At 57.0% G+C, this 25,551-nt stretch carries 27 protein-coding genes and 1 riboswitch; of the genes, 19 read left to right on the top strand and 8 right to left on the bottom strand.

Translation table 11 applies throughout. The annotated features are described in order from the left end of the window. Positions 1 to 16: 16 nt before the first annotated feature. Positions 17 to 1,405: a MocR-like pyridoxine biosynthesis transcription factor PdxR gene (gene pdxR / locus KJS55_RS06040; protein ID WP_213542918.1), complete on the bottom strand. Its 1,389-nt coding sequence runs from the start codon at positions 1,403 to 1,405 to the stop codon at positions 17 to 19. Positions 1,406 to 1,512: 107 nt separating this feature from the next. Here pdxR and KJS55_RS06035 point away from each other — a divergent pair, with 107 nt between their 5' ends. After that, positions 1,513 to 2,085 carry an ECF transporter S component gene (locus KJS55_RS06035; protein WP_213542917.1) on the top strand — a complete coding sequence of 191 codons (573 nt, stop codon included), beginning with the start codon at positions 1,513 to 1,515 and terminating at the stop codon, positions 2,083 to 2,085. Positions 2,086 to 2,154: 69 nt separating this feature from the next. Here KJS55_RS06035 and KJS55_RS06030 read toward each other — a convergent pair whose 3' ends face one another. Further along, positions 2,155 to 2,991, bottom strand: coding sequence for a DUF975 family protein (locus tag KJS55_RS06030; protein WP_213542916.1), 837 nt, complete (start codon positions 2,989 to 2,991; stop codon positions 2,155 to 2,157). 320 nt (positions 2,992 to 3,311) lie between these two features. On the opposite strand from KJS55_RS06030, the gene rsxC reads away from it, so the two are divergent. The 17 genes from rsxC (at position 3,312) to KJS55_RS05945 (ending at position 19,530) form a co-directional block, all read left to right on the top strand. Then, on the top strand, positions 3,312 to 4,685 hold the full coding sequence (rsxC, locus tag KJS55_RS06025) for an electron transport complex subunit RsxC (RefSeq protein ID WP_187027920.1): 1,374 nt from the start codon (positions 3,312 to 3,314) through the stop codon (positions 4,683 to 4,685). After that, positions 4,682 to 5,701, top strand: coding sequence for an RnfABCDGE type electron transport complex subunit D (locus tag KJS55_RS06020; protein WP_187027921.1), 1,020 nt, complete (start codon positions 4,682 to 4,684; stop codon positions 5,699 to 5,701). The genes rsxC and KJS55_RS06020 overlap by 4 nt, the downstream gene beginning before the upstream one ends. Then, entirely contained in the window at positions 5,698 to 6,327 is a 630-nt protein-coding gene (locus KJS55_RS06015) for an RnfABCDGE type electron transport complex subunit G (protein WP_213542915.1), read from the top strand. Before KJS55_RS06020 ends, KJS55_RS06015 begins: the two co-directional genes overlap by 4 nt. A gap of 17 nt (positions 6,328 to 6,344) precedes the next feature. Beyond that, positions 6,345 to 6,980 carry an electron transport complex subunit RsxE gene (rsxE, locus tag KJS55_RS06010; protein WP_187027923.1) on the top strand — a complete coding sequence of 212 codons (636 nt, stop codon included), beginning with the start codon at positions 6,345 to 6,347 and terminating at the stop codon, positions 6,978 to 6,980. Next, complete coding sequence (gene rsxA / locus KJS55_RS06005) at positions 6,980 to 7,570, top strand: electron transport complex subunit RsxA (protein WP_187027924.1); 591 nt, start codon at positions 6,980 to 6,982, stop codon at positions 7,568 to 7,570. Before rsxE ends, rsxA begins: the two co-directional genes overlap by 1 nt. A 12-nt stretch (positions 7,571 to 7,582) precedes the next feature. Further along, entirely contained in the window at positions 7,583 to 8,470 is an 888-nt protein-coding gene (locus KJS55_RS06000; protein ID WP_228300473.1) for an RnfABCDGE type electron transport complex subunit B, read from the top strand. 91 nt (positions 8,471 to 8,561) lie between these two features. Next, positions 8,562 to 8,667, top strand: a riboswitch (THF riboswitch). A gap of 72 nt (positions 8,668 to 8,739) precedes the next feature. Next, positions 8,740 to 9,288 carry a folate family ECF transporter S component gene (locus tag KJS55_RS05995; protein ID WP_187027925.1) on the top strand — a complete coding sequence of 183 codons (549 nt, stop codon included), beginning with the start codon at positions 8,740 to 8,742 and terminating at the stop codon, positions 9,286 to 9,288. 291 nt (positions 9,289 to 9,579) lie between these two features. Further along, positions 9,580 to 10,629 carry a heat-inducible transcriptional repressor HrcA gene (gene hrcA, locus KJS55_RS05990; protein WP_187027926.1) on the top strand — a complete coding sequence of 350 codons (1,050 nt, stop codon included), beginning with the start codon at positions 9,580 to 9,582 and terminating at the stop codon, positions 10,627 to 10,629. Continuing rightward, positions 10,613 to 11,206, top strand: a complete 594-nt coding sequence (gene grpE, locus KJS55_RS05985) for a nucleotide exchange factor GrpE (RefSeq protein ID WP_213542914.1) — start codon at positions 10,613 to 10,615, stop codon at positions 11,204 to 11,206. Before hrcA ends, grpE begins: the two co-directional genes overlap by 17 nt. Positions 11,207 to 11,360: 154 nt before the next feature. Then, positions 11,361 to 13,211, top strand: coding sequence for a molecular chaperone DnaK (dnaK, locus tag KJS55_RS05980; RefSeq protein WP_187027928.1), 1,851 nt, complete (start codon positions 11,361 to 11,363; stop codon positions 13,209 to 13,211). Positions 13,212 to 13,306: 95 nt separating this feature from the next. After that, the gene (dnaJ, locus tag KJS55_RS05975; protein WP_187027929.1) at positions 13,307 to 14,446 is read left to right on the top strand and encodes a molecular chaperone DnaJ; all 1,140 of its coding nucleotides are present in this window, start codon (positions 13,307 to 13,309) and stop codon (positions 14,444 to 14,446) included. Between the two features lie 8 nt (positions 14,447 to 14,454). After that, positions 14,455 to 15,267, top strand: coding sequence for a histidinol-phosphatase HisJ family protein (locus tag KJS55_RS05970; protein ID WP_213542913.1), 813 nt, complete (start codon positions 14,455 to 14,457; stop codon positions 15,265 to 15,267). A 60-nt stretch (positions 15,268 to 15,327) separates the two neighbouring features. Beyond that, on the top strand, positions 15,328 to 15,765 hold the full coding sequence (rpiB, locus tag KJS55_RS05965) for a ribose 5-phosphate isomerase B (RefSeq protein WP_213542912.1): 438 nt from the start codon (positions 15,328 to 15,330) through the stop codon (positions 15,763 to 15,765). Positions 15,766 to 15,796: 31 nt separating this feature from the next. Next, positions 15,797 to 16,831 (top strand): putative glycoside hydrolase, encoded by a 1,035-nt coding sequence (locus KJS55_RS05960; RefSeq protein WP_213542911.1) that lies wholly within the window; start codon positions 15,797 to 15,799, stop codon positions 16,829 to 16,831. Positions 16,832 to 17,145: 314 nt separating this feature from the next. Beyond that, a complete protein-coding gene (locus KJS55_RS05955) occupies positions 17,146 to 17,961 on the top strand; it encodes an ABC transporter substrate-binding protein (RefSeq protein ID WP_213542910.1) in 816 nt (271 codons plus the stop codon). A gap of 92 nt (positions 17,962 to 18,053) precedes the next feature. Next, complete coding sequence (locus KJS55_RS05950) at positions 18,054 to 18,821, top strand: amino acid ABC transporter permease (RefSeq protein WP_213543656.1); 768 nt, start codon at positions 18,054 to 18,056, stop codon at positions 18,819 to 18,821. Further along, the gene (locus KJS55_RS05945) at positions 18,808 to 19,530 is read left to right on the top strand and encodes an amino acid ABC transporter ATP-binding protein (RefSeq protein WP_187027934.1); all 723 of its coding nucleotides are present in this window, start codon (positions 18,808 to 18,810) and stop codon (positions 19,528 to 19,530) included. The genes KJS55_RS05950 and KJS55_RS05945 overlap by 14 nt, the downstream gene beginning before the upstream one ends. A 115-nt stretch (positions 19,531 to 19,645) precedes the next feature. Here the strand turns inward: KJS55_RS05945 and KJS55_RS05940 are convergent, their stop codons facing one another. The 3 genes from KJS55_RS05940 to KJS55_RS05930 all read right to left on the bottom strand — a co-directional run bounded on the left by KJS55_RS05940 (position 19,646) and on the right by KJS55_RS05930 (position 21,789). Next, a complete protein-coding gene (locus KJS55_RS05940) occupies positions 19,646 to 21,025 on the bottom strand; it encodes an MATE family efflux transporter (protein WP_346345696.1) in 1,380 nt (459 codons plus the stop codon). 21 nt (positions 21,026 to 21,046) lie between these two features. Then, a complete protein-coding gene (locus KJS55_RS05935; RefSeq protein WP_187027936.1) occupies positions 21,047 to 21,475 on the bottom strand; it encodes a MarR family winged helix-turn-helix transcriptional regulator in 429 nt (142 codons plus the stop codon). Between the two features lie 62 nt (positions 21,476 to 21,537). Then, a complete protein-coding gene (locus KJS55_RS05930) occupies positions 21,538 to 21,789 on the bottom strand; it encodes a hypothetical protein (protein WP_213542909.1) in 252 nt (83 codons plus the stop codon). Positions 21,790 to 21,898: 109 nt separating this feature from the next. On the opposite strand from KJS55_RS05930, the gene KJS55_RS05925 reads away from it, so the two are divergent. Then, complete coding sequence (locus KJS55_RS05925) at positions 21,899 to 22,744, top strand: DegV family protein (protein WP_213542908.1); 846 nt, start codon at positions 21,899 to 21,901, stop codon at positions 22,742 to 22,744. A 107-nt stretch (positions 22,745 to 22,851) separates the two neighbouring features. Here the strand turns inward: KJS55_RS05925 and KJS55_RS05920 are convergent, their stop codons facing one another. From KJS55_RS05920 to KJS55_RS05910, 3 genes are read right to left on the bottom strand one after another with little or no spacing between them, the layout of a single operon-like run. Further along, complete coding sequence (locus tag KJS55_RS05920; protein ID WP_187027939.1) at positions 22,852 to 23,685, bottom strand: fumarylacetoacetate hydrolase family protein; 834 nt, start codon at positions 23,683 to 23,685, stop codon at positions 22,852 to 22,854. 48 nt (positions 23,686 to 23,733) lie between these two features. Next, on the bottom strand, positions 23,734 to 24,528 hold the full coding sequence (locus tag KJS55_RS05915; protein WP_213542907.1) for an ABC transporter ATP-binding protein: 795 nt from the start codon (positions 24,526 to 24,528) through the stop codon (positions 23,734 to 23,736). After that, positions 24,521 to 25,465 carry an ABC transporter permease gene (locus tag KJS55_RS05910; protein ID WP_346345695.1) on the bottom strand — a complete coding sequence of 315 codons (945 nt, stop codon included), beginning with the start codon at positions 25,463 to 25,465 and terminating at the stop codon, positions 24,521 to 24,523. Before KJS55_RS05910 ends, KJS55_RS05915 begins: the two co-directional genes overlap by 8 nt. Between the last annotated feature and the right edge of the window lie 86 nt (positions 25,466 to 25,551).

The following is a 25,551-nucleotide window of genomic DNA, read 5'->3' as shown; positions in this document are numbered from 1 at the left end:
ATAGAAGCCCGCTGTGTCAAAGAGAGAAGATTTGTGACAGCAGCGCCATGGTTTCATGCAGCCGGGCTGGGTCCAGACCGGCATAATTGACCACCAGAGTGTGAGCGTATGCGGGATTGGGGACTGCGGCATAGTCTGATAGGAAGCCCAGCCGCACGCCCAGCTGTGCCGCCCGCTCCCGCAGCTCCGCGTCGCTTTGCGAGGTTTCCAGCCGCAGGAGGAAGTGGAGCCCTGCGCCCTGTTCAGAAATTTCGATACGGCTGGCAAAGGTGCTCCGGGTAAAGGCGTCCATCACCGCTGCTCTGCGGGCACGGTATTCCTTGCGCATCCGGGAGAGGTGTTGCTCATAGTATCCCCTGTCCAAAAAACGGGCCAAAACATATTGGTCCAGCACAGGCACCGCGCAGGCATAAAAATTCAGCTCCATCCGGTAGCGCTCCAGCAGCGTGGGCGGCAGCACCATGAAGCCCACCCGCATGGAGGGGGAGATGGTCTGGGAAAATGTGTTGAGATAGATGACCCGCCCGCCGCTGTCGATACTCTGAAGCGTGGGGATAGGGCGGCCGGTAAAGCGGAACTCGCTGTCATAATCATCCTCGATGATAAAGCCGTCGGATGCCTCCGCCCAGCGCAGCAGCGCGTGGCGCCGGCCAATGGGCGTCACCAACCCTGTGGGATAGTGGTGGGCGGGGGAGATATGGACAGCCATGGCGCCGGAGGCAGCCAGGGCTTTCGGGGCCATTCCCTGGCAGTCCAGCGGGACCGGGCGGCAGACAATGCCGCACTTCCCGTAGACCTGGCGGATTTTGGGATAGCCCGGCTCCTCCACGGCAAAAACGGTCCGGCCGTTCGCGCCAAGCAGCTGTGCCAGCAGAAGATACAGGTATTCCGCGCCGGCGCCCACCACAATTTGTTCCGGTGCAACAGCCATGCCCTTGAAATCCCACAGATCCCGGGCAATTGCTTGGCGCAGGGCATAGAGTCCCTGCTGGGGAACAGGAGCCAGAAAGTTTCCCTCGGAAAGCACTTGACGTGTGAGGCGCGCCCAAGCGGCTGCCGGAAAGCGGGAGGAGTCCACCTGGTTGCGGCCAAGGTCCAGATGCCACTTGGGTGCCTCTGGCTCCGGAGGAATCGCGGTGGGGGCGGCGGGGGTGGGAAGGTGGTCCACGGCGCTGACAAAAAAGCCTCGTTTTGGAAGCGCGTAGAGATACCCTTCCGCCTCCAATTGATGGTAGGCAGTCTCTACGGTCATAACGGAGATTTGAAGATGCTCGGCCAGGGACCGCTTGGAAGGGAGCCGTTCCCCGGCCGTCAGGGCGCCGCTGAGAATGTCTTGCCGGATATGGCGGTACAGGGCTTCATAGAGCGGCAGGCCGTTTTGAGCCTCCAAGCGGTATGTAAACATAAAGACCTCCGATCTGGACTGGTAAAAAAATTAGAAATTGGTTATTTTCATCATATCACTTGCGCGTTATGATGGCAACAAGAAACGTTTAGAAGGGAGCGAATGATATGGAACAGCGATTGGAACGGGCCTCGGCCCGGCAGATGGGACAGACCCGGGCCCTGGTGATGACAGGCCTTTTTGCGGCACTGGGCTGCGTGGCAACCCTGGTTTTACAGATTCCATCTCCTACGGGGGGATATCTGAATCTGGGAGATACCGTGGTGATCCTGGGAGCCTATTTGCTGGGACCGGCATTGGGGGCCGCCGCCGGAGGTGTGGGTCCGGCCCTGGCGGATTTGCTGTCGGGTTATACGGTGTATGTACCTGCCACACTGGTGATCAAAGCGGCTATGGGCCTGCTGGCGGCTATGCTGTACCGGGCGGCGGGGAAGAAAGCGTGGGGGATGGTGGTGTGCGCCACCGCGGCAGAAGCTGTTATGGTGGCGGGCTATTGGTTGTTTGACGCGCTGCTGATGCTGATCAATGGCGGCGGCCGGCTTGGTGTGTGCCTGTCGGCCAGCGCTGTTGGAATTCCCAGCAACCTGGTGCAGGCCGCGTTTGGCTTGGCTGCGTCCACTCTGCTGGCAATGACCCTGCGGAGGAGCGGCTATGTCCGGGGGCGTTTCCCCAACCTTTAAAGGAAAAAAACACGCCCCTGCGGTTCTAAAAACCGCAGGGGCGCTGTACATTTCTATGGAAATAGACCTTTAAAAGCCACCCAGATTATCAGGGCCTCCGCGCCCCCAGGAATCCTGCCGGGGTGGGGTGCCATACCCGATGCCGGAGGTGGATTTGGCGGTTTCAAAATAGCCAAGCTCCACACATTGGTAGTTGGGGAGGTAAAAGACTGCAACCGCCATCTGCCAAAGCCCCATGGCCAGCGTCCAGCCCCAGGCGGGCAAAAGACCAGTCACAGCAGCCCACAAAGCGGCGTCCTGCATGGCGACGCCATAGGGCGCCGCCATTTGAAGGAACAGCTGCTGATAAAATGCAAAGGAGTAAATGAGCGAAGGGACGCCTGCCAGCAGCGCCCAGCCCAGGTAGCTCAAATCCAACATGAAAAGCTGGCCCTTGTAACCAAGAGTCTGCCGCTTGCTCATGTCCAGAGCTTCCATAATGCTGATTTCAGGATTTTCGCAGAGATTATACAGGGCGAAGCGATACCGGTAGGCGGCAATGATGCCGGGAATCGTGAAGAGAAGGGACCAGAGAAAGATAAAGAAATATTTTACAATGCTCAGTCCGATTACCTTGCCGGCGAAGGAAAAGCCGTCAAACAGCGCGAGAAACTCCGCACGCTCCCCCTGGCGCACTGCCATACAGTAGAGCACGAAGCCCGCCTCCAGCACCAGGGCCAGCAGGGTGATCAGAATGGAGACAAACGTGGCCAGCATGCCGATGCCGGTAAAAGAATCCACCAAATTCATAGCCAGGACCAGGGCCAGATACAGGGCGGTAAAAGCCTTGGGGGAGACCTGGGCTTCCGCCAGGGTTTCACGGGTCTCCGCCTTTAACGCCCGTCGGTCAATGAGTTGAGCCGTCATGGAAACATACCTCCGTATGATTTTAAATATGAATTTTTACCAGTGTATCACATCTCACAGAAAGAAGCAACCAAACAAGCGCAACAAAACAGAGCGGCAGAAGGGAGCAAAGGGTGCAATTCACATAAAAAAGATGTAAAAACAGGGACACATTTCCTCAAAAAACGTCGTTCATAGTATGGACATTTTTAAACTTTGGGTGTAAAATAAAACGCAGTATGTGATAAGCTTCTCAGCGTGTTTACCTCGTTCGCGCCGGTGCGGACGAGGGTATTCCGACGCCCGGGAGGGGTTATCAGGAGTAAAAATGAGGTGAAGAAATGGCACAAGCTTTCTTTGGCGGCGTTCATCCCCATGATATGAAGGCCGCGACCAATGAAAAGGCCATCGAGAAGCTGCCAGCTCCGGCAGAGGTGGTCATCCCCATGTCGATGCATTTCGGCGCACCGTGTACGCCTTTGGTGAAAGCCGGCGACCACGTGAAGGTGGGACAGAAGATCGGTGAGTTTCGCGGCTTGGGCGCGCCGATTCATGCAAGTGTGTCCGGAACCGTCAAGGTTGTGGAACCCCGGCCCTATTCCATGGGCGGCAACATGATGTCTGTTGTCATCGAAAACGATTTCCAGGATGCGCTGTCTGAGGAGGTTCAGGCTCCGGCAGACCCGGGCGCTTTGTCCGTGGAAGAGATGATCGAGGCTGTGAAAAACGCCGGCATTGTGGGCATGGGCGGCGCCACGTTCCCCACCCACGTCAAAATTTCCGGCGGCATCGGCCAGGTGCACACAGTTATCATCAACGGCGCGGAGTGCGAGCCCTATATTACCGGTGACCACCGCACCATGCTGGAGCGGCCTGAGGAGATCATCGGCGGCGCTACATATCTTGCGAAGATGTTCGGCGTGGACAAGGTTGTCATCGGCGTGGAGGACAACAAGCAAAACGGCATTGACGCTATGAGAAAGGTCATTGCCGAAAAGAATGCCCCCGTGGTGGTGGAGCCCCTGCGCTGCCGCTACCCCCAGGGCGGCGAGAAGCAGCTGTGCCAGGCGATCACCGGTAAGCAGGTGCCTCCCGGGGGACTGCCCTCCAACATTGGCTGCGCGGTGTTCAACATCAACACAACCTGCGCCATCTACCGGGCCATCACCCAGGGGATGCCCGTGGTGCATAAAATTGTGACGGTCTCCGGCTCCGGTGTGGTGGAGCCTAAGAACGTAGAGTGTCCCATCGGCACACCGGTCTCCTGCTTGTTTGACTTCTGCGGCGGGCTGAAGGAAGGTACTTACAAGCTGATTGCCGGCGGTCCCATGATGGGCATGGCCCAGTATACAGCTGATATTCCCGTGGGCAAGGGCACCGGCGCCATGCTTGCCTTCTGTGAGAATGAGGAACAGACGGTGGAGAATCCCCAGTGTATCCGCTGCGGCAAGTGTGTGGCCGCATGCCCGATGCATCTGGAGCCGCTCTTTATGTACCAGTATGCCTCCAAGGGCATGGTGGATGAGCTGAATGACGCCCACATCATGGACTGCATGGAGTGCGGCGCCTGTGCTTATGCCTGCCCCGCCCGGATGCATCTGACCCATATGTTCAAGACCGGCAAGCAGCTGGTGAAGGACAAGATGGCCGCTGACAAGGCTGCCGCCGAGGCCAAGAAGGCTGCACAAGAGCAGAAGGAGGCCGTAAACAAATGACGGATTACAAGAATCTCAAACTCATCGCCACATCCTCCCCCCACATCCGGGGCCATGAGACCACCCGTTCCATCATGCTGGATGTGATCATCGCCATGCTGCCCGCGCTGCTGTTCGCCTGTATTCGCTTTGGCCTGCGGGCACTGACGCTGACGGCTGTATCCGTGGCTGGCTGCTTCTTCTGGGAGTGGCTGTACCGCAAGCTGATGAAAAGGCCCCAGTCCGTGGGCGACCTCAGCTGTGCTGTCACCGGCATGCTGCTGGCCTTTGTCTGCCCGGTGCAGATGCCCTACTGGATGATCCTGATCGGCGACTTCTTCGCCATCATTGTGGTCAAGCAGCTCTTCGGCGGCATCGGTAAGAACTTCTTGAACCCCGCCCTGGCGGGCCGTGCAGTGCTGGTGGCCAGCTATGCCGGAACGATGACCTCCTGGGTGGACCCCTTGGCGAACAAGGCGGCACTCTTCGGCTCCAACGCCGACATCATCACCACCGCCACCCCACTGGCCATGATGAAGACCGGCGCATTTGCAGAGCTGCTGGAGAAGTATAGCATCACGGACATGTTTGTGGGCAACATCCCCGGCTCCATGGGCGAGGTATCCGCCCTGGCGCTGCTGATCGGCGGAATTTACCTGGTGTGGCGCAAGGTGATCAACTGGCAGACTCCCGTGGCTTATATCGCCACCGTCGCGGTGTTGGCGTTCTTGTTCCCCACCTCCGGCACCGGCGTAGAGTGGATGCTGTACAGCATCTTTGGCGGGGGACTGTTCCTGGGTGCCATCTTCATGGCCACGGATTACACCACCTCTCCCGTCACCAAGAAGGGACAGGTGATCTTCGGCATCGGCTGCGGACTGTTCACAATTCTGATCCGCTATTTCGGCTCTTATAACGAGGGTGTGTGCTATTCCATCATGGTGATGAACCTGCTGGTGCCTCTCATTGACAAGTACACGAAACCCACCCGCTTCGGCGTGGTGAAGTCCGACAAGAAGGAGGCAGCCGCGAAATGAGCAGTGAAGTGAAAAAGGAACGGGTCCAGATGGACCCCAAGTACATCATCACCCTGACGGTGACGCTGCTGATCACCTGTGTGGTAGTCGCGGGACTGCTGGGCGGCGTCAACGCCATCACCGAGGAGAAAATTGCCGCCATCAACTGGGAAAATACGGTTGCGGCTATGAAGGCTGTGGTGGCTGACCCCGAGGGTACTGAGTTTTCGGATGCTCTGGAGCTCACTGGTGATATGACCGCCGCCGCAGAGGGCGCTGGCGCCACGCTGGACTCTGTCTATGAGGTCCTGGTGGGCGGCGAGAATGCGGGCTATGCCATTAAGGTGGTGGCGTCCGGATCTCAGGGCAGCATTGAGATGATGGTCGGCGTGGACGGCGAGGGCGCCGTTACCGGCGTGTCCATCGTTTCTCACTCCGAGACCTCCGGCATCGGCACAAAAGTCATGGGCAACGAGGCTACGGCTTCCGGCGTGGGCGTCCTGGATCAGTTCCAGGGTAAGAGCGCTGCCGACGGCACCTTGGCGGTGGGCAGCAATGTGGACGCCATCACCGGCGCTACGGTCTCCACCAGAGGCGTCACCACCGGCGTCAACGCGGCGCTGGCTGTGGCCGGTGCCATGGGCTGAGAAGGGAGGAGTGCCTTATGAATCTGAAAAAACAATTTATGGAGGGCCTGATTACGCAAAACCCTGTGTTGGTGCAGGTGCTTGGTATGTGCTCTACCATGGCCATCACTACATCGTTTTTTAACGGTCTGGGCATGGGTGTGGCAGTGACTGTCATTCTGACGCTCTCCAACGTGATTATTTCCGCAATTCGCAAAATTGTGCCGGATAAGATCCGTATCGCCATGTTTATTGTGGTGATTGCGGGCTTTGTGACCTGTGTAGATCTGCTGATCCAAGCATTTGTGCCCGCTCTGGCGGAGTCTCTGGGTGTGTTCATCCCCTTGATCGTGGTGAACTGCATCATCCTGGGCCGTGCCGAGTCCTTCTCCTATAAGAACGGCATTGCCGCGTCCTTCTTTGACGGCATCTTCCAGGGCATTGGCTATACAGTGGTGCTGATGGTGATGTGCATCATCCGGGAGTTCCTGGGCACCGGCACCTTTGGCGGCGGCCTTCTCAACGGCGGCGCCGGTATCCGGATTCTGCCCGAGCAGTTCCCCATTGGCGTGCTGACGCTGCCGGTGGGTGGCTTCCTGGTGCTGGCGGCCCTGATTGCTGCGATGCAGTGGGCGCTGTCCCGGCCCAAGAAGAATAAGGAGGAGAGCAAATAATGGATCAGATCTACGAACTCCTGGCGATTACGCTGGGCGCCATCCTGGCGAATAACTTTATCTTCTCCCAGTTCCTGGGCTGCTGTCCGTTCCTGGGCGTGTCCAAGAAGGTGGACACCGCCGTGGGCATGGGCATCGCCGTGACGTTCGTCATGGGCCTTGCCTCCGCGGTGTGCTATGTAGTCAACGCGCTGGTGCTGATTCCGTTGGACCTGGAGTACATGCAGACGGTGGCCTTCATCCTGGTCATCGCCGCCCTGGTGCAGTTCATTGAGATGTTCCTGCAGAAGGCGATGCCCTCCCTGTACACGGCGCTGGGCATCTACCTGCCCCTCATCACCACCAACTGCGCGGTGCTGGGCGTGGTGCTGCTGAACGTGCAGAACAACTATAACTTCATCTCCTCCGTGGTGTACGGCATCACCGGCGGCCTGGGTTTCCTGCTGGCCATCGTGCTGTTTGCCAGCATCCGGGAGCGCCTGGTGTTTGCCGACTACCCCAAGTGCTGGGACGGTTTCCCCATCGCTCTGATCACCGCCGGTCTCATGGCCCTGGCATTCATGGGCTTCTCCGGCCTGAAAGTCTGGTAAGGAGGCGCCGAAATGGATGTCATGAATATTGTATATGCGATTCTTGTGCTGGGTGTTCTGGGCGCGCTGTTCGGCCTGGTTCTGGCTGTCGCATCCAAGGTGTTTGAGGTGAAAAAAGACCCCCGGGAAGAGGCCATTCTCAGCCACCTGGCAGGCGCTAACTGCGGCGGCTGCGGCTACCCTGGCTGTGCCGGCTGCGCCGCCGCGATTCTGGCGGGCGAGGCTCCGGTGAACGCCTGCGCCCCCGCCGGCGCGGAGAACGCCGCTGCGATTGCAGAGATCATGGGACAGTCTGCTCCCACCGGGGAGCGCCAGGTGGCCTTTGTCCGTTGCAACGGCGGCATCAACGCCAAGAAGCGCTATGATTATGTGGGCGTGAAGGACTGCATCTCCGCCACCAAGGTGGCTGGCGGTCCTTTGGAATGCCAGTTCGGCTGCCTGGGCTTTGGCTCTTGCGTAAACGCCTGCCAGTTCGGTGCCATGTCCATCGGCCCGAATGGCGCCGCCGTAGTGGACCCAGACAAGTGCACCGCCTGTATGGCCTGCATCAAGGCCTGTCCCCGGCACCTGATTGATTTGGCGCCCGCCTCTGAGAAGAAGGTGCGGGTGGCCTGTGCCAATCTGGACAAGGGCAAGGCCGCCATGAGCGTGTGCTCCAGTTCCTGCATCGGCTGCGGCCTGTGCGAGAAGGAGTGCAGAAAGGACGCCATTCATGTGGTGAACGGCGTGGCGGTTGTGGACTACGATAAGTGCATCGGCTGCAAGATGTGCACCAAGGTCTGCCCGCGGGATGCGATCCTTCCCATCGCCACGGCGGAGGAGAAGGAGAAGTATAAGGCGGTCAAGAAGGCACAGGCTGAAAAAGCCGCTGCTGCGAAGGCTGCTGCTTCTGCCGAATAAAGCGTACAAGAAAAGATGCCTCAGATTTTTGGATTTGAGGCATCTTTTCTCTTGCAATTTTTCAGCAAAGGGGCTATGATGGTCATACCAGGGCAGAGTAAGAGCACATGTGTGAAATAGTGCCGGAAAGACGGGGAGTTGTTTTCTGGACGAAAAGACTGAAAAAGTCTGCAGTATGTGTTCTGAATCCCGCTGCCGCATTAGAAGAGGTCAGACCTCCTCTGTGCGGCGTCCCGAAACGGGCTGCCAATACAGAAGGAGGAATTTTTATGTCCAGATTCAACACAAAAAGTATTTGCCGCATTGCGATTTTGGCGGCGCTGTATGTTCCGCTGGCAGTATTTGTTGCGATTCAGATCGGCAACGTCCGGATTTCCTTCGGATCACTGCCGGTGGTGGTGAGTGCATTGCTGTGTGGGCCAGTAGAAGCGATTCTGGTCGCGGGAATTGGAGAGTTTTTTAAGCAGCTGCTGACATATGGCGTTACTGCGACCACGGTTCTTTACCTGATTCCGCCGGCTCTGCGAGGTGCGGTAATTGGTGTGGTGGCGATTCGGATGTGGAAGAGTGGACACCGGCTGGAAGATCGGCGGGTACCCTATTATGCCACCTGCATCTGCGCAGCGCTGGTCACGACCGTGGGCAATACGTTGGTGAACTGGCTGGACAGTGTGCTCTATGGCTATTATAGCTTTGCTTATGTGTTTGGTGATTTCGTATATCGTGCAGGTGTAGGCGTGCTGAATGCCGCCGCAATGGCTACAATTGCCTTGCCCCTAGTGCTGATGCTGCGGCGGCAGAAGAGCCTGCTTTCCTGAGACCGCTTGAGGAAGTGCCGGCACTGCCGTCTCCCCGCCGTCGAGAGACGGCCAGCAGCGTCCGCACACATATTCATGATAGAAAAAGGAGCGCTATGGCGCTCCTTTTTTCGTGGAAAAGATCGGTGAGCAAGACGGGATTTTAAAAAATTCAAAATCCCGTCTTGCTTTGTTTACAATTTGTTTATATCCATCCATTGACAATGGTTTCCCGGGGTGCTAAACTCACTTTAGCACTCAGGGAAAAGGAGTGCTAATTTACAGCAGCAGGGGCCGGCGGAGGAAGAGACCGTGGAGCTTTCAGAGCGAAAAAAACAGATTTTGAAAGTAGTGGTGGAGGAATACGTCCACACTGCCGAGCCGGTTGGTTCCAAGGGAATTGCCGCTGAAATGGGTGTCAGCTCCGCGACGGTCCGCAACGAGCTGGCGGATTTGGTGGAAATGGGATATCTGGAACAGCCCCATACTTCTGCCGGGCGAATTCCCTCTCCCAAAGGGTACCGGCTCTATGTCAATGAACTGATGGAACGGCAGAAGCTGACCCTGGCCGAGACGGAAAAAATTAACCAGGCTCTCCAGATCAAGCTGGAGGAGCTGGACCGGGTGATCTCCCAGGCGGGGCGTGCGGCCTCCTCCCTGGTGAGCTATCCTACCTATGTGGCTGCCGCCAGCCGCAAGAGCATCACGGTTCAAAGGTTTGAACTGCTGCCTGTAGATGAGCACAGCTGCATTGTTGTGGCGATGATGAGTGATAACCGGGTCCGCAGCCAGCTGCTTAGGATGCAGCTGAAGGTGGATGTAGAGCAGATACCGGTGCTGGTGAATTTGCTGAACAGTCATTTTGTGGCGGCTTCAGCAGAGGAGATGAACCGGCGGCTGATGAATGTGGCGGACCAGATTCCGCCAGCGCTGTTTTTACTGCTGAGCCAGACTGTGGCCTATGCAGCAGATACACTGGAAGAGGTGGGACACCGGGAGGTGATCACCTCTGGTGCCAAGGAACTTTTAAAGCTCCCAGAATTCCGGGATGCCGATAAGGCGCATGAGCTGATGAGCTTTCTGGCGGATGGGAAGGAGGAGCTGCCCATGCCGGAGGATGGCCCGATGCAGATTTTGATCGGACCGGAGAACGTCAGTGACGCACTGAAAGACACCAGCGTTGTGGTGGCCAGCTATGATATTGGGGACGATATGCGGGGGCTGATCGGTGTGGTGGGCCCCACCAGAATGGACTATGCCGCTGTGGCAGCTCGACTCACCGGCTTTGCTGAGGGGCTGACACGGCTGTTCGGAAAACAGGAATTACCCCCGAAGGAGGATACAAATGAACGAAGAGAATAAGCAGCCACAGGAGGAAACCTCTCAGCCTGATCCGGAGCAGGAGACGAAGAGTGCTCCTGAGCCGGAAACCGAGGAGAAGTCGGAGAAGAAGGCTAAGAAGAAAAAAGAAAAGTATACCTTCACCCGGGAACAGGTGGAACAAATGGAGATTGCGGCTAAGCAACTGGAATCTGTCAAGGATCAGTTTATCCGCCAGACTGCAGAGTATGAAAACTACCGCAAGCGCACCACCAAGGAGAAGGAAGGCATTTATCAAGATGCCAAGGCAGACACCATCAAGGAGTTCCTGGCGGTGTATGACAATCTGGAACGGGCCTCCGCCGCGGGCGGCGGAGAGGATTCCCCTCATAAAAAGGGGTTGGATATGATTTTCCAGCAGTATAAGGAAATACTGGCGAAGCTGGGTGTGGAGGAAATTGAGGCCCAGGGTCAGCCTTTTGACCCGGAGTGGATGAACGCGGTTATGCATGTGGAAAACGACTCCTTTGGGGAAAATACGGTGGCACAGGTCTTTCAGGCGGGATTCCGCATGGGCGATAAGGTGATCCGGCACGCGATTGTACAGGTTGCCAACTGAGTAGAGTCCAGTATTTCCGTCGCCCATTGGAAATTGCGATGGTATTGATTGCACAGGAGCTGTGCTTCGGTGGGAAAAGATAGGAGCCGCGAGCAAATAGATTACCTGTTATGAGTCAATGAACTTTTTCGATAGATTTAGGAGGAATTCATTTATGTCTAAAGTTATCGGTATCGATCTTGGTACAACCAACTCCTGCGTGGCTGTGATGGAGGGCGGCGAGGCCGTCGTCATTCCCAACGCCGAGGGCAACCGCACAACGCCCTCTGTGGTGGCGTTCTCCAAGACCGGCGAGCGCATGGTGGGGCAGGTGGCCAAGCGTCAGGCCATTACGAACCCGGACCGTACCATCTCTTCCATCAAGCGGGAGATGGGCTCCGATCATAAGGTTACAGTAGACGGCAAGGCCTATACGCCCCAGGAGATCAGCGCCATGATTTTGCAGAAGCTGAAAGCCGACGCCGAGGCGTACCTGGGCAGTACGGTCACCGAGGCGGTCATCACCGTGCCCGCATATTTCACCGACTCCCAGCGCCAGGCCACCAAGGACGCGGGCAAGATCGCCGGCCTGGATGTGAAGCGGATCATCAACGAGCCTACCGCCGCAGCCCTGGCCTATGGCGTGGATAAGGAACAGAGCCAGAGGATCATGGTCTATGACCTGGGCGGCGGTACTTTCGATGTGTCCATCCTGGAGATTGACGACGGCGTGATTGAGGTGCTGGCAACTGCCGGCAACAACCGTCTGGGCGGCGACGATTTTGACGAGTGCGTGATGAAGTATCTCGTGAGCGAGTTCAAGCGCACCGAGGGCGTGGACCTCAGCGGCGACAAGGTGGCCATGCAGCGCCTCAAGGAGGCCGCCGAAAAGGCTAAGATCGAGCTCTCCGGCGTCACCACCAGCAACATCAACCTCCCCTATATCACAGCAGACGCCTCCGGCCCCAAGCACCTGGACATGACCCTCACCCGGGCCAAGTTCAACGAGCTGACGAGCCACCTGGTGGACGCCACCATGGGTCCTGTGCGTCAGGCCATGTCCGATGCGGGGCTGAAGCCCTCCGACCTGAGCAAGGTGCTGCTGGTGGGCGGGTCCAGCCGGATTCCCGCCGTGCAGGAGGCCGTGAAGAACTTTACCGGCAGCGACCCCTTCAAGGGCATTAATCCCGATGAATGCGTGGCCATGGGCGCTGCCCTCCAGGCAGGCGTTCTGACCGGCGATGTGAAGGGTCTGCTGCTGCTGGACGTAACACCGCTCTCCCTTGGCATTGAGACCATGGGCGGCGTGTGCACGAAGCTCATTGAGCGTAATACCACCATCCCCGTGAAGAAAAGCCAGATCTTCTCCACCGCCGCCGACAACCAGACCAGCGTGGAGGTGAACGTCCTCCAGGGCGAGCGGGAGATGGCCGCAGCCAACAAGTCTCTGGGCCGCTTCCATCTGGACGGCATTGCCCCGGCCCGCCGCGGCGTGCCCCAGATTGAAGTCACGTTTGATATCGACGCCAACGGCATTGTGAACGTCTCCGCCAAGGACCTGGGCACCGGCAAGGAGCAGCATATCACCATCACCTCCTCCTCCAACATGAGCAAGGACGACATCGAAAAGGCCGTGAAGGAGGCAGAGCAGTACGCCGCCCAGGACAAGAAAATGAAGGAAGAGGTGGAGGTTCGCAACCAGGCTGACCAGATGGTCTACCAGAGCGAAAAGACCCTCTCTGAAATGGGCGACAAGATTCCCGCCGATGAAAAGGCCAAGGTTCAGTCCGCTCTGGATAAGCTGAAAGAGACTTTAAAGGGCACTGACACCGCCGCCATCAAGGCGGACACGGAGGCGCTGACCCAGGCGTTCTACGCGGTGAGCGAAAAGCTCTATCAGCAGGCGAATCCCCAGGGCGGAGCCGCCGGCCCCGACATGGGCGCGCAGGGAGACGGCGGAGCCCAGCAGGGACAATATTACGACGCAGATTATAAGGTTGTTGACGAGGACGATCAGAACAAGTAAAATAGGAGCAGGCCGCGCGGACGGGGCATGGCCCCGTCTGCGCTCCTGTGCGTTTTCACGGGAGTTGGCAACGTCCTTGAGCGAGGTATATGGATATGGCTGAACAGAAACGAGACTATTATGAGGTCCTGGGCGTGTCCAAGGGGGCGTCCGAGGATGAGATCAAGAAGGCATATAAGAAGCTGGCGCGCAAATACCATCCGGATCTGAATCCCGATAACAAGGAGGCGGAGGAGAAGTTTAAGGAGGTCAACGAGGCCTACGAAATTCTCTCTGACCCCAACAAGAAGGCCCGCTACGACCAGTTCGGCTTTGCCGGAGTGGACCCCAACTACGGTGCCGGCGGCGCCGGCGGCGGATTTGACGGCGGCTTTGACTTCGGCGATCTGGGGGACATCTTCGGCAGCTTCTTCGGCGGGGGATTTGGCGGCGGCCGCCGCACGAATCCCAACGCGCCCCAGCGGGGCGAGAGTATCCGTCTGTCCCTGGCCATCAGCTTTGAGGAGGCCGCCTTCGGCTGCGAGAAGGAGGTTAGTGTAGACCGGATGGAGCAGTGCGGCACCTGTCATGGAAACGGCTGCGCTGCCGGTACCACGCCAGAGGTTTGCCCAGACTGCCATGGTACCGGCCAGGTGCAGGTGCGGCGGCAGACTCCCATGGGGGTCTTTGCCACAAGCTCTCCCTGCGGCAGGTGCGGCGGAAAGGGCAAGATCATCCACCAGCCCTGCCCTGACTGCCGGGGCAGCGGCGCAGTGCGCAGGCGCAAGACCATTCAGGTCAGCATTCCCGCAGGTATTGACAATGGGCAGACCATCTCTGTCAGGGGGCAGGGCAGCGCCGGCAAAAACGGCGGGCCGGCAGGCGATCTGTTGGTGACGATCACCGTCCGGCCCCATGAGCTCTTCCGCCGGGAGGGGACCAGCGTTCTTTGCGACGCGCCGATCACTTTCGCACAGGCGGTCCTGGGTGCGGAGCTGGAGATTCCCACCATAGACGGCAAGGTGAAGTACGACCTGCCGGAGGGGACCCAGAGCGGCACCACCTTCCGGCTGAAGGGAAAGGGCATCCCTGCTATCAACGGCCGGGGTCGGGGCGACCAGTATGTGACGGTGTACATTGAAACTCCGAGAAACCTGAACCGGGAGCAGAAAGAGGCATTGAAAAAATTTGCCGAGAGCGTGGGCGACAACAATTATGAGGAGCGCAGAAAATTCTTCCGGAAGTTTAAAAAGTGAGGCGGTCTATGTATCTGGCGGATTATCACACCCATTCCCGGATTTCCCCGGATGCGGGGAAGTCCATGGCCGAAATGGCGGAGGCAGCCATTGCCGCGGGGCTTGACGAGCTGTGCTTCACCGACCATATGGAGCCGGTGGAGTGGGGCGTGACCACACCCCGGGAGAGCTTTGACTGGGCGGCGCTGTCAGCGGAGTTCGAGGCGGCGCGGCAGGCGGCGGGAGATCGGATTGTACTCCGGCTGGGTATTGAGCTGGGAGACGCGCCCTGGGCCTTGGAGAACACGGAACGTCTGCTGGCCCAGGCGCCGCCGCTGGATTTTGTCATCGGCTCCATCCATATGCTTTCGGAGCGGTACGACGGCATGGATCTCTACTTTTTTGATCCTCCCAATGAGGCGGAGGCCCGCAGGGGGATGGCGGACTATCTGGGGCAGGTACGCAAGCTGGCGGAGTGGGGAAAGTTCTCCGTTTTGGGGCACCTGACACTTCCAGTGCGCTATCTCAACGAAAACCGCGGCTTTCACCTGACCTTTGACGGCTTTAAGGCGGAGATGGAAGAGATTCTGCGCATCCTGATCCAGCAGGGCCGGGGGATTGAGCTCAACACCAACCGAGGCAATACGCCGCTGCCAGACGCGAAATGGCTGCGGATGTATCGAAGCCTGGGAGGGGAGATCATCACCCTGGGTACTGATGCCCACAGCAGGCGCTATGTAGGCTGCGCCATCCAGGAGCGGCAGCGACTGCTCAGGGAGTGCGGCTTCAAGCGCTTTTGTACCTTTGACCAGATGCAGCCGGTCTGGCACGCACTGGATTGATTTTTTTGGGCGGAATGTATATAATAAGGTTGCTTTTTACACGCGGAGAGGAGTAGAGATATGAAGATTGCGCTGGGCTGCGACCATGGCGGCTATGAACTGAAGGAATTTATCAAAAGGGTTTTGGAGAGGCTGGAGTACTCCTATGAGGACTTTGGCTGCAACTCCACGGAAAGCTGTGACTACCCGAACTTCGGCGCCGCAGCCGCCCGGGCCGTGGCGGAGGGCAAGTGTCAGCGGGGCATTGTGATCTGTACCACCGGCATTGGTATCTCCATTGCCGCTAACAAGATCAAGGGCATCCGGTGCGCTCATTGTGCGGACTGCCTGGAGGCGGAGATGACCCGTCGTCACAATGATGCCAACATGCTGGCTATCGGCGCTGGCTTTACTGGAAAAAATATGGCTGAGCGGATGGTGGAGGTATTTCTTTCCACAGAGTTTGAGGGCGGCCGGCACCAGCGCCGGGTGGATCAGATAACGGCTCTGGAGAACTGAGCAGAGCGGCTTGGAAACGAGGTGATCGGGCATGGCGGGAGCAAAGGGCTATCGCAGTTATCGAGGACGCGGAACGAAACGGAAAATCCTGTTGGCGCTGCTGCTGTGCCTGGTGATTCTGGCAGCGGTCATGGTGATCCTGGTGCAGGAGCATGTGGTCTTTGATGCAAATGGAACTCCCAGGCTGGAGATCCCTTGGCAGAAGGAGGAGCCGGAGCAGACGCCGGAGCTGGACTTGGTCATTGAGGAGCCGGAGGCTCCCTGGCAGGTGCGGGCATATCAGGTGACGACAGCACCGCTGACCGTGGAGGGCTGGGAGCAGGCACGGATGAAGGTGCTGGCCTCCTCCGATTCCTCTGTGGCTCTCGCCGCCGATGCGGCGCTGACCATGAAGGACGGTAGCGGGCGGGTTTACTATGATAGCCAGGCCGCCGTGCCCGGCGCTGTGGAGACAGCGGAGGACACAGCCGAGGCCCTGGCTATGGTGATGCGCGGCGGAACAGAGGGTGCCGCCCGGGCCATTGCGCGGCTTTCCTGCCTGCTGGACCCCATTGCTGCAAAAGCAGATGTAGAGGGTATGGGCCTGAAGAACACCGGCGGCTATATCTTCTACGACGGCAATAACGAAAACTGGCTGGACCCCAGCAAGGAAAAGACTCAGGAATATCTCGCAAGTCTTGCGGTGGAGTGCGCGGAGCTGGGGTTTGACGAGATTCTGCTGACGGATTTCAGCTTTCCCACCCAGGGGAAGCTGGATAAGATCGCCTATCCCGAGATCGGGAAGGAGGCCAGCTTGCAGGCGTGCCTAAGCGCTATTCGGACGGCTCTGGATGAGGCGGGGCTGCAGGATGTACTGCTGTCGGTAGAGCTTCCGGCAGATGTGATTCTGGCAGGTGCGGATGAAACGGTGTCTCTCCCCGCCGACACTGTGGACCGCGTCTATGCTGTGACAACGGAGGATCAGGCCGAGGCTCTGAGCGCGGCGGCAGAGGCTGCCGGGACCGTTTTTGTGCCGGAGCTGAGTGAGCCGCCCGCAAAGGTCCAGAATTATTTGTTGCTTCCATGAACATCCGCCCGAGCCGGTCTCGGGCGGACTTTTTTTACAATCGGAAAACGATTCAGGAAACGTAAATATACATACCGATATTCCATGTGGTCAGCAAAATGAACAAAAGCAGGGGAAAAAAGATTCCATAAATCTCAAGCTATCCAGTTTAATGGGGAAACCCAGCAAATAATTATCCATTTATTTTGAAAAAGTATTGACAATACAGGATGGGAGTGGTAAGGTAACCACAGCCAGCGGGAATCTCTTGTCCGCGGGGGAAGATCCCCCCTCCCAGGGGAGTGGCAAATCCAATGGAAAAGGAAGTTTATAGGATGAAGAAGCTGTTTGCATTGCTGCTGACACTGGCAATGGTTTTGTCCCTGGCCGCCTGCGGCGGTGACACCACGGCGGAGGACACCACTGGCGACGACACCAACACCGAGACTCAGGAGCCCACCGGAGACACGACCCTCACAACCGTGGAGGAAGGCAAGCTCATCATGTCTACCAACGCGGCGTTCCCTCCCTATGAGATGACGGATGACAGCGGCAACGTGGTAGGCATTGATGCTGAGATTGCCGCCGCCATTGCTGAAAAGCTGGGCCTGGAGCTCCAGATCGACGACATGGACTTTGACGCTGCTCAGCTGGCTGTTCAGAACGGCAAGAGCGACATCTGCATGGCTGGCCTCTCCGTTACGGAGGACCGCCTGCTGGTGATGGACTTCTCCGACAGCTACGCCACCGGCGTTCAGGTGGTCATCGTCAAGGAGGGCTCCGATGTAACCCTGGACAACCTGGGTGAGCAGATGATCGGCACGCAGCGGGCCACTACCGGCAATATCTACTGCACCGATGAGTTTGGCGAGGATCATGTGGTGGCTTATGACGACGGCATCGTGGCCGTTCAGGACTTGGTGAACGGCAAGGTGGACTGCGTGGTCATTGACCAGGCTCCCGCTCAGGAGTTCGTGGCAGCCAATCCCGGCTTGACCATTCTGGACACCGAGTATGCCAATGAGGACTATGCCATCGGCATGGCCAAGGGCAACACCGCCCTGGTGGAGGCTGTGAATGGCGCGCTCAATGAACTGATTAGCGACGGCACGGTTCAGTCTATCATTGATAGCTACATCACTGCGGAGTAAGCGACAACCAAGAAAGAGGGCGGCTCCTGCCGCCCTTTTTTCGCCGTATTCCCCCCAACCGACAAGAAAGAGAGAGGTGATCCCCTGTGAATCTGGCAGCCTATTATGCGGAGTGGAAGACTCTGATCGCAAGCGGCATGGACATGGCTTGGTGGCAGGAATTTTTTGTCAAGTTCTATCAGGCATTCATCGAGGCTGACCGTTGGAAGCAGTATCTGGATGGTGTGGGCACTACCCTGGTGGCCACCGCCCTGGCTCTGGTGCTGGGTGTGGTGCTGGGCGTGCTGGTGGCCATGATTCGTACGGCTCATGACCAACAGCGCCCCGGCGTCCGCAATCCTTTCCTGGGGCTTTTCAATTTCATTGCCAAGGTTTATGTCACTGTGATCCGGGGCACCCCTATGATGGTGCAGCTGCTGATCTGGAGTTCCGTGGTGTTTCTCAGCAGCCGCAGCTACACGATGATTGGCATTCTGGGCCTGGGCATTAACTCCGGCGCGTATGTGGCGGAAATTATCCGAGGCGGACTCATGGCAGTGGACGGAGGGCAGATGGAGGCTGGCCGTTCTCTGGGCCTCAATTACATGGATACCATGCGCTTCATCGTGATTCCTCAGGCCATCAAGGCGATTCTGCCAGCTCTGGGCAATGAGTTCATTATCCTGCTCAAGGATACTTCCCTCATCACCGTGATCGGCGGCAAGGAGCTGCTCTACGCTGCCCAGGGGATCATGGGCCGCACCTATGAGGCGATGTTCCCTCTGATCGGCGTCGCCTGCGTCTATCTGGTGATGGTGATGATTTTCACCTGGTTGCTGGGGAAACTGGAAAGGAGGCTGCGTCAAAGTGATCGACGTTAAGAACCTGAGCAAGTCCTTCGGAGACCATCTGGTGCTGGACGATCTCTCTGAGCACATCTATCCGGGGGAAAAGGTGGTGGTGATTGGTCCCTCCGGTTCTGGAAAGTCCACATTTCTACGCTGCCTGAATCTGCTGGAGACCCCTACTGCGGGCACCATTACGTTTAATGGTGTGGAGGTCACTAATACCAAGACGAATATTGATCAGATTCGGCAGCAAATGGGGATGGTGTTCCAGCACTTCAACCTGTTCCCCAATATGACCATCCGGAAAAACATCACCCTTGCTCCGGTTCGTACGGGCCTCATGAAGCAGGAGGAAGCCGATGAGACCGCTGCGGTGCTTTTGAAGCGGGTGGGGCTGCTGGATAAGGCCGACGCCTACCCGGCTCAGATTTCCGGCGGGCAGAAGCAGCGGATCGCGATTGTTCGGGCACTGGCTATGCAGCCCAAGGTCATGCTCTTTGACGAGCCTACCTCCGCCCTGGACCCGGAAATGGTGGGCGAGGTGCTGGATGTGATGAAGGAGCTGGCCCAGGAGGGAATGACCATGGTGGTTGTCACCCATGAGATGGGTTTCGCCAAGGAGGTGGGCAGCCGGGTGCTGTTTATGGACAGCGGAAAGATCTTGGAGCAGAATACGCCTCAGGAATTTTTTGACCATCCCCAAAACCCACGGACCCGCACTTTCCTCAGCAAGGTGCTGTAATGGCTAATAAGACTGCAAAGTGATAACGCTAACAGCGGCGCGCACAAGCTTTTTGTGCGCGCCGCTGCTGTTTTAACGAGTCATCGCCACTGGCTCAGCCGGTGGCTGTATCATTTCAGGAGGGTGACTGCTCCAATTCCGCCAGACTCTTTTTAAACTGAATAGTAAAGAGGATGACTGTGGTGCATACTGCCAGCAGATCTGCTACCGGCTCGGCCAGAAAGACAGCGAACACCTTGTCTGAGAAAAAGAGGGGGAGGAGATAGATCAGGGGAATCAACAGAATGATTTTCCGCAGGACAGCCAGAAAGAGAGAAGTTTTGGCGTTGCCCAGTGCCACAAAGGTCTGCTGGCAGGCAATCTGAGCGCCAAAAATTCCAGTTGCAGCCATATAAATCCGCAGTGCCCAGGAGGCGTAGTTCACCAGATCTGGGTTATCGTTAAAAATCAGCACAAACAACTGAGGGAACAGCTGCACCAACAGCCACAGGGTGAGGGAGTAAGCGATGCAGGCTTTTAAAAGTACCTGAAAGGCGTCGCGGACCCGCTGAACGTTTCGTGCGCCGAAGTTATAGCTGATGATAGGCTGGGCGCCCTGAGTCAAGCCCTGCAGCGGCATCATGGCAAACTGCATGATGCTGCTGAGTACCGTCATAGCACCGACGGCGATATCACCGCCATATTTCAGCAGGGAGGAGTTGAAGCATACAGTAATCAGACTCTCTGTGCTTTGCATGATAAAAGGGGACATCCCAAGGGCCAGACAGGGCAAAAATACGGAGGGCACAGGCCGCAGGTTTTCACGGCGGAGGTGCCAGCGGGTCTGGGGACCCACCAAAAAGCGAAAAACCCATGCCGCCGACACGGCCTGAGACAAAACCGTGGCCAGGGCCGCACCCTGTACACCCATATCTAGCCCAAAAATAAAGATGGGGTCCAGAATCGTGTTTAAAACAGCGCCAATGAGCACCGTTTTCATGCCAGTCATCGTAAAACCCTGGGCTGTAATATAGGAGTTCATACCAAGAGTTACTTGTACGAAAATAGTGCCGATTGCATAGATATTTAAATAGTCCAGTGCATAGCCGATGGTATTCTCGCTGGCGCCAAACAGCAGCAGGATAGGCTCTGCCCAGATCCGAAATACCAGTGTCAGGATCAGAGAGGCAAAAACCAGCAGGGTAAAGGAGTTGCCCATAATGCGCTCGGCCTCTCTGGAATTTCCACGCCCCTCTTGAATCGATGCCCTGGGAGCGCCGCCCATGGCCATCAGCGCGGCAAAAGCGGAGATGATGAGGATCACAGGCAGACAGACGCCCACTCCAGTGAGAGCCAGCTTGCCCACGGTATCGGTGGGCTGCATATGGCCGATATAGACCCGGTCCACCAGATTATAAAGCATGTTGACAATCTGCGAGGTAATGGTAGGCGCGGCCAGGGAGAGCAAAAGCCTTCCAACGCTGCCGCTACCTAAATCCACATGTTTCTGACTCATCCACTTCATTGGAATGCCTCCTCATAAGATGCTGGTGTTCAAGACGGTATTTAAAAGGGAACGAAACTGAGACTGCTCTTCAGGCGTCAGACCGGATAAAAGCCGCTGAGAGCACTGCTCCTGAATAGCCTGGCACCTTTGAACCAGGGGAGCGCCCGAAGCAGTGATGGACAGATGAACCACCCTCCGATCCTTCTGGTCAGGAGTGCGCAGGAGCAGGCCCTCTGCTACCAGATCGTCGACAGCCTGGGAGACCTGAGACTTGGAGAGTCCACGCAAGAGCGTGATATCCCGGGCAGTATCATAGGGGGGATTATTGGCCAGGAAAAGCAGTACATCAATCTCGCACATGGTCAGACCGGACTGCTCCATCATGGGAGAGAACTGGCGGGTATAAAATTTTTGAAATTGCTGGGCGAACTGTAAAAGACGGGTATAGAAACTGGACATGACAGCCTCCAATTTGTTCTTATTAGAACAGTTCTTACGCGAACCATATAAGAATAGCACAGTCAGAGAGGACTGTCAAGTTGGAAAGCCCTTCGTTCTTGGCTGAAGAAAGCAGCCCCTTCTGCTTTTATGAAAGCTCCGAAGAGCAACAGCAGTCTCTCTTGCGTTAAATCCAGCGACAGCGAAAGAGACTGCGGAACGATGTTCACCATGTTTTGGACATGCCTTTTGCCGGTGGTGAAATGATGGAGCCAGGATGCTGATCCGGATACGTGGCAAGCCGCCGGAAGATGATCGAAGATGCTTTCAATCATGAAAAAAACACCCCAGATGCATAAGATATTTTTGCATTGACAAATATAAGCAAGTGCGGTATGATAATTAAAAATGTGGTAAAGAAAACCATGTGTTAAGGAGATTTATATGACTTGGAACATTGTCAGTGACAGCAGCTGCGATCTGCCGATGAACAGCTTTACCAGCGACCGGGTTCACTTTGAAATTGTTCCCTTGAGAATCCAGGTGGGCAGCCGGGAATTTGTAGACAATGACGAGTTGGAGGTGCCGGATTTACTGGCGGCTATGGCAGATGAGAAAAGCGCCTCTTCCACTGCCTGCCCGTCTCCCGCAGCCTTTGCCCGCGCATTTGAAGCAGGGGATCAAACCGTCTGCTTTACGATCTCTGCAAACCTTTCCGGTACGTATAACGCTGCGGTGATGGGGCGGGAGATGGTTCTGGAAGAACATCCGGAAAAGAAGATCTGCATCATTGATTCCAAGGCCACGGCCGGTGCCATGGTTCTTTTGATTCGCAGGGCAAAGGAACTGATGGAGACAGACACCACAGGGGATTTTGAAGGGATCTGTGCCCAGCTGCGGCTTTATCAGGCGGCGCTGCGGACCTGCTTTACCCTGGAGAATTTTGACAACCTGATTAAAAACGGCCGAATGCGCCCGCTGGTGGGCACACTGCTTCGATCCCTCGGCATTCATGTGATTGCGGACGCAACGCCGCAGGGGACGATTCATGTGGCGGACAAGGCGCGGGGAGAGGCGAAGACCTGGAAGGCCATCACCGCGCTGATGGCCGCCAGCAAAGACTGCGCCGGTGCCGAGGTGGTGATTTCTCACTGCGAGAACATGAAGGGTGCGGGGAAGCTGAAGGAGCAGATCCTGACAGACCTGCCGGTGAAGAGTGTGGAGATCATCTCCTGCCGGGGACTGACCAGCTTTTACGCCATGGAAAAGGGACTCATTATTGGCTACTGAATGATTAAATCCTCTCCAACAGGATTCCCTGTTGGAGAGGATTTTGTTTGCCGCAGAAGGCAGCGCTGCATAGATGCGGAACTTTTTTTGCATCCTCCCGGCCGTTGTCAGCGGACTGTGTTACACAGAGTGCCGATGCCCTCTATGGTACATTCCACAACATCACCGCTTTTTAAAAATTTGGGGGGGTCAAAGCCCATGCCCACACCGGCGGGAGTACCGGTCGCAATGATTGTGCCCGGCAACAAGGTAATACCGGAGGAGAGCTCCTCAATGATCTCGGCAATGCCGGTCATCAAGAGGCTGGTGTTGGAATGCTGGCGAAGCTCGCCGTTGACTTTGGAGGAGATTGCCAGGGCTGGCGGAAAGGCAACTTCATCGGCAGTTGTAATCCAGGGGCCCATCGGAGTGAAGCCGTCCAGCCCCTTGCCGAAATACCACTGCTTATGAGCGGTTTGCAGAACCCGTGCGGATACGTCGTTGAGGATTGTATAGCCAAAGATATACTCGCCAGCCTGGTTGGCAGGGACATCCTTGGCGGTCCTGCCGATCACAACCGCCAGCTCCGCCTCGTAATCAAGTTGCTCCACAAGGCCAGGGTGGCTATTAATCCAGCCGTTAGGCGGCACGGCTTCCGCCACCCGCTTGGAGAAATAGATGGGGATCGGCCGCTCCTTCCGAAAGGCATCGCCGCTGAAACGGGCCGCCTCCTCCGCATGATCACGGTAATTGATTCCCAGACAGATGATATCCTGCCGAGGATGCGGGATCGGAGCAAGCAGGGTTACCATGGAAAGGGGCAGCCATTCACCGGCTGGCTCCGGGACGGTGCCGGACTCAATCAGGGCCTGCATGCTGGCACAGGGCAGAGGACGGACGGTATCATGCTCTAGAATGCCAGGAATCTCCCGTCCTTGATACAAAAAGGTGACAAGTTTCATCAGATACCTCCAAAAAAGAGGGCGCACACTCTGCTCCGCCCCATGATATCAGGAAAGCAGCAGCTTATCGTCAGCCTCATCGCTTCCGCTGACCTTGCTGAACAGATCCAGAAGCTGTGGAACCGTCAGCTTCTTTTTCTCCTCGCCGGACACGTCAATGACAATTCGCCCTTCATACATCATGATAAGCCGGTTGCCGTGGGAGATGGCATCCTTCATGTTGTGGGTAATCATCAGTGTGGTTAGGTGATCCTTGGCAACCAGACGGTCTGTGGCATCCAGCACCTTAGCGGCGGTCTTGGGGTCCAGGGCGGCAGTATGCTCGTCCAGCAGGAGCAGCTGGGGCTTGATCAATGTGGCCATCAGCAGCGTGAGGGCCTGCCGCTGGCCGCCGGAGAGCAGCCCCACCTTGCTGGTGAGCCGTTCCTCCAACCCCAAGTCCAAAATTTTCAGGCGCTGGATATAGTCCTCCCGCTCTGTTTTGGTAATTCCCCAGCGTAGGCCACGGCTCTTTCCGCGGCGGGCGGCCAGCGCCAGGTTCTCCTCAATCTGCATGGTGGGAGCGGTTCCCAGCATAGGGTCCTGAAAAACTCGGCCAATATACTGCGCCCGCTTGTGCTCCGGCAGCTTGGTGACATCCACGCCGCCTAGAGAGATGCTCCCAGCGTCCACAGGGAAGGTCCCGGCCACGGCGTTGAGCAGGGTGGATTTTCCGGCGCCATTGCCGCCAATGACTGTGCAGAAATCTCCGTCATTCAGCGTTAGGCTGATGCCCCGCAGAGCCTGCTTTTCATTGACGGTCCCAGCATTAAAGGTTTTCCAGATCTGTTTGACTTCAAGCATTGTGGTCGCCCCCTTCCAGCTTGGACTCCGGCTTTGACAGACTCTTGGCAGGTTTGACACGGAAGTATTTTCCCTTCCAGTAGGGCAGCGCCAAAAAGACAGCCACAATCAGAGCGGTGATCAGCTTCATGTCATCAGTATTCAGACCCAGCCAGATCACCACCTGATACACCAGGTAGTAGAGCATGGCGCCAAACACCACCGTTAACAGCTTCAAGGCAAAGTTGTGGAAGAGCTTGCCGAAAATCACCTCACCGATAATCACGGCGGCAAGACCAATGACAATGGCCCCCCGGCCCATATTGACGTCGGCAAACCCCTGGTATTGAGCCAGAAGCGCAGAGGAGAGAGCCACCAGACCGTTGGAGAGCATCAGGCCCAAAACCGTGGTAAAATTGGTGTTGATCCCCTGAGCCCGGGACATATTGGGATTAGAGCCGGTGGAACGCAGGGAGGAACCCAGCTCTGTGCCGAAAAACCAGTAGAGCAGGGCAATGATCATAATCACAAAAATGGCAACTGTGAAGATGGGATTCTCAAGGCTGAGGCTGCGCACACTCTGCTGGTCCACCAGCAAGGTATACTGCCGGGAGCTGATCGGGCGGTTGGCCTGTCCCATGATCCGCAGATTGACAGAGTACAGCGCCAACTGGGTTAAAATGCCGGCCAGAATTGCCGGAATACCGCAGGCGGTGTGGAATAACCCCGTGACAAGCCCCGCCAGCATCCCTGCAAGAAAAGCCCCCAGCAGGGCAGCAGGCAGGGGAACGCCCGCCATGGTCAGCATGATAAAGGTGGCGCCGCCAGTGGCCATGGTGCCATCCACCGTCAGATCGGCCACATCCAAAATCCGATACGTGATATAGACGCCGATGGCCATGATGCCCCAGATAAGGCCCAGAGCGGCCACGCCCGGCAGGGCGTTGACCAAGTGCATGATGTTCAAAATGAAACGCCTCCCAATTCCCTGGATATGATAATAAAAATGGCTATAGACTTCAATAGTATAGCAAAAAGAGGTGG

The sequence above is a fragment of the Pusillibacter faecalis genome, assembly GCF_018408705.1.
Lineage (GTDB): Bacteria > Bacillota > Clostridia > Oscillospirales > Oscillospiraceae > Oscillibacter > Oscillibacter faecalis.
The sequence above is the reverse complement of the archived record's forward strand: the minus strand, read 5'-3'. Positions and strand labels throughout refer to the sequence as shown.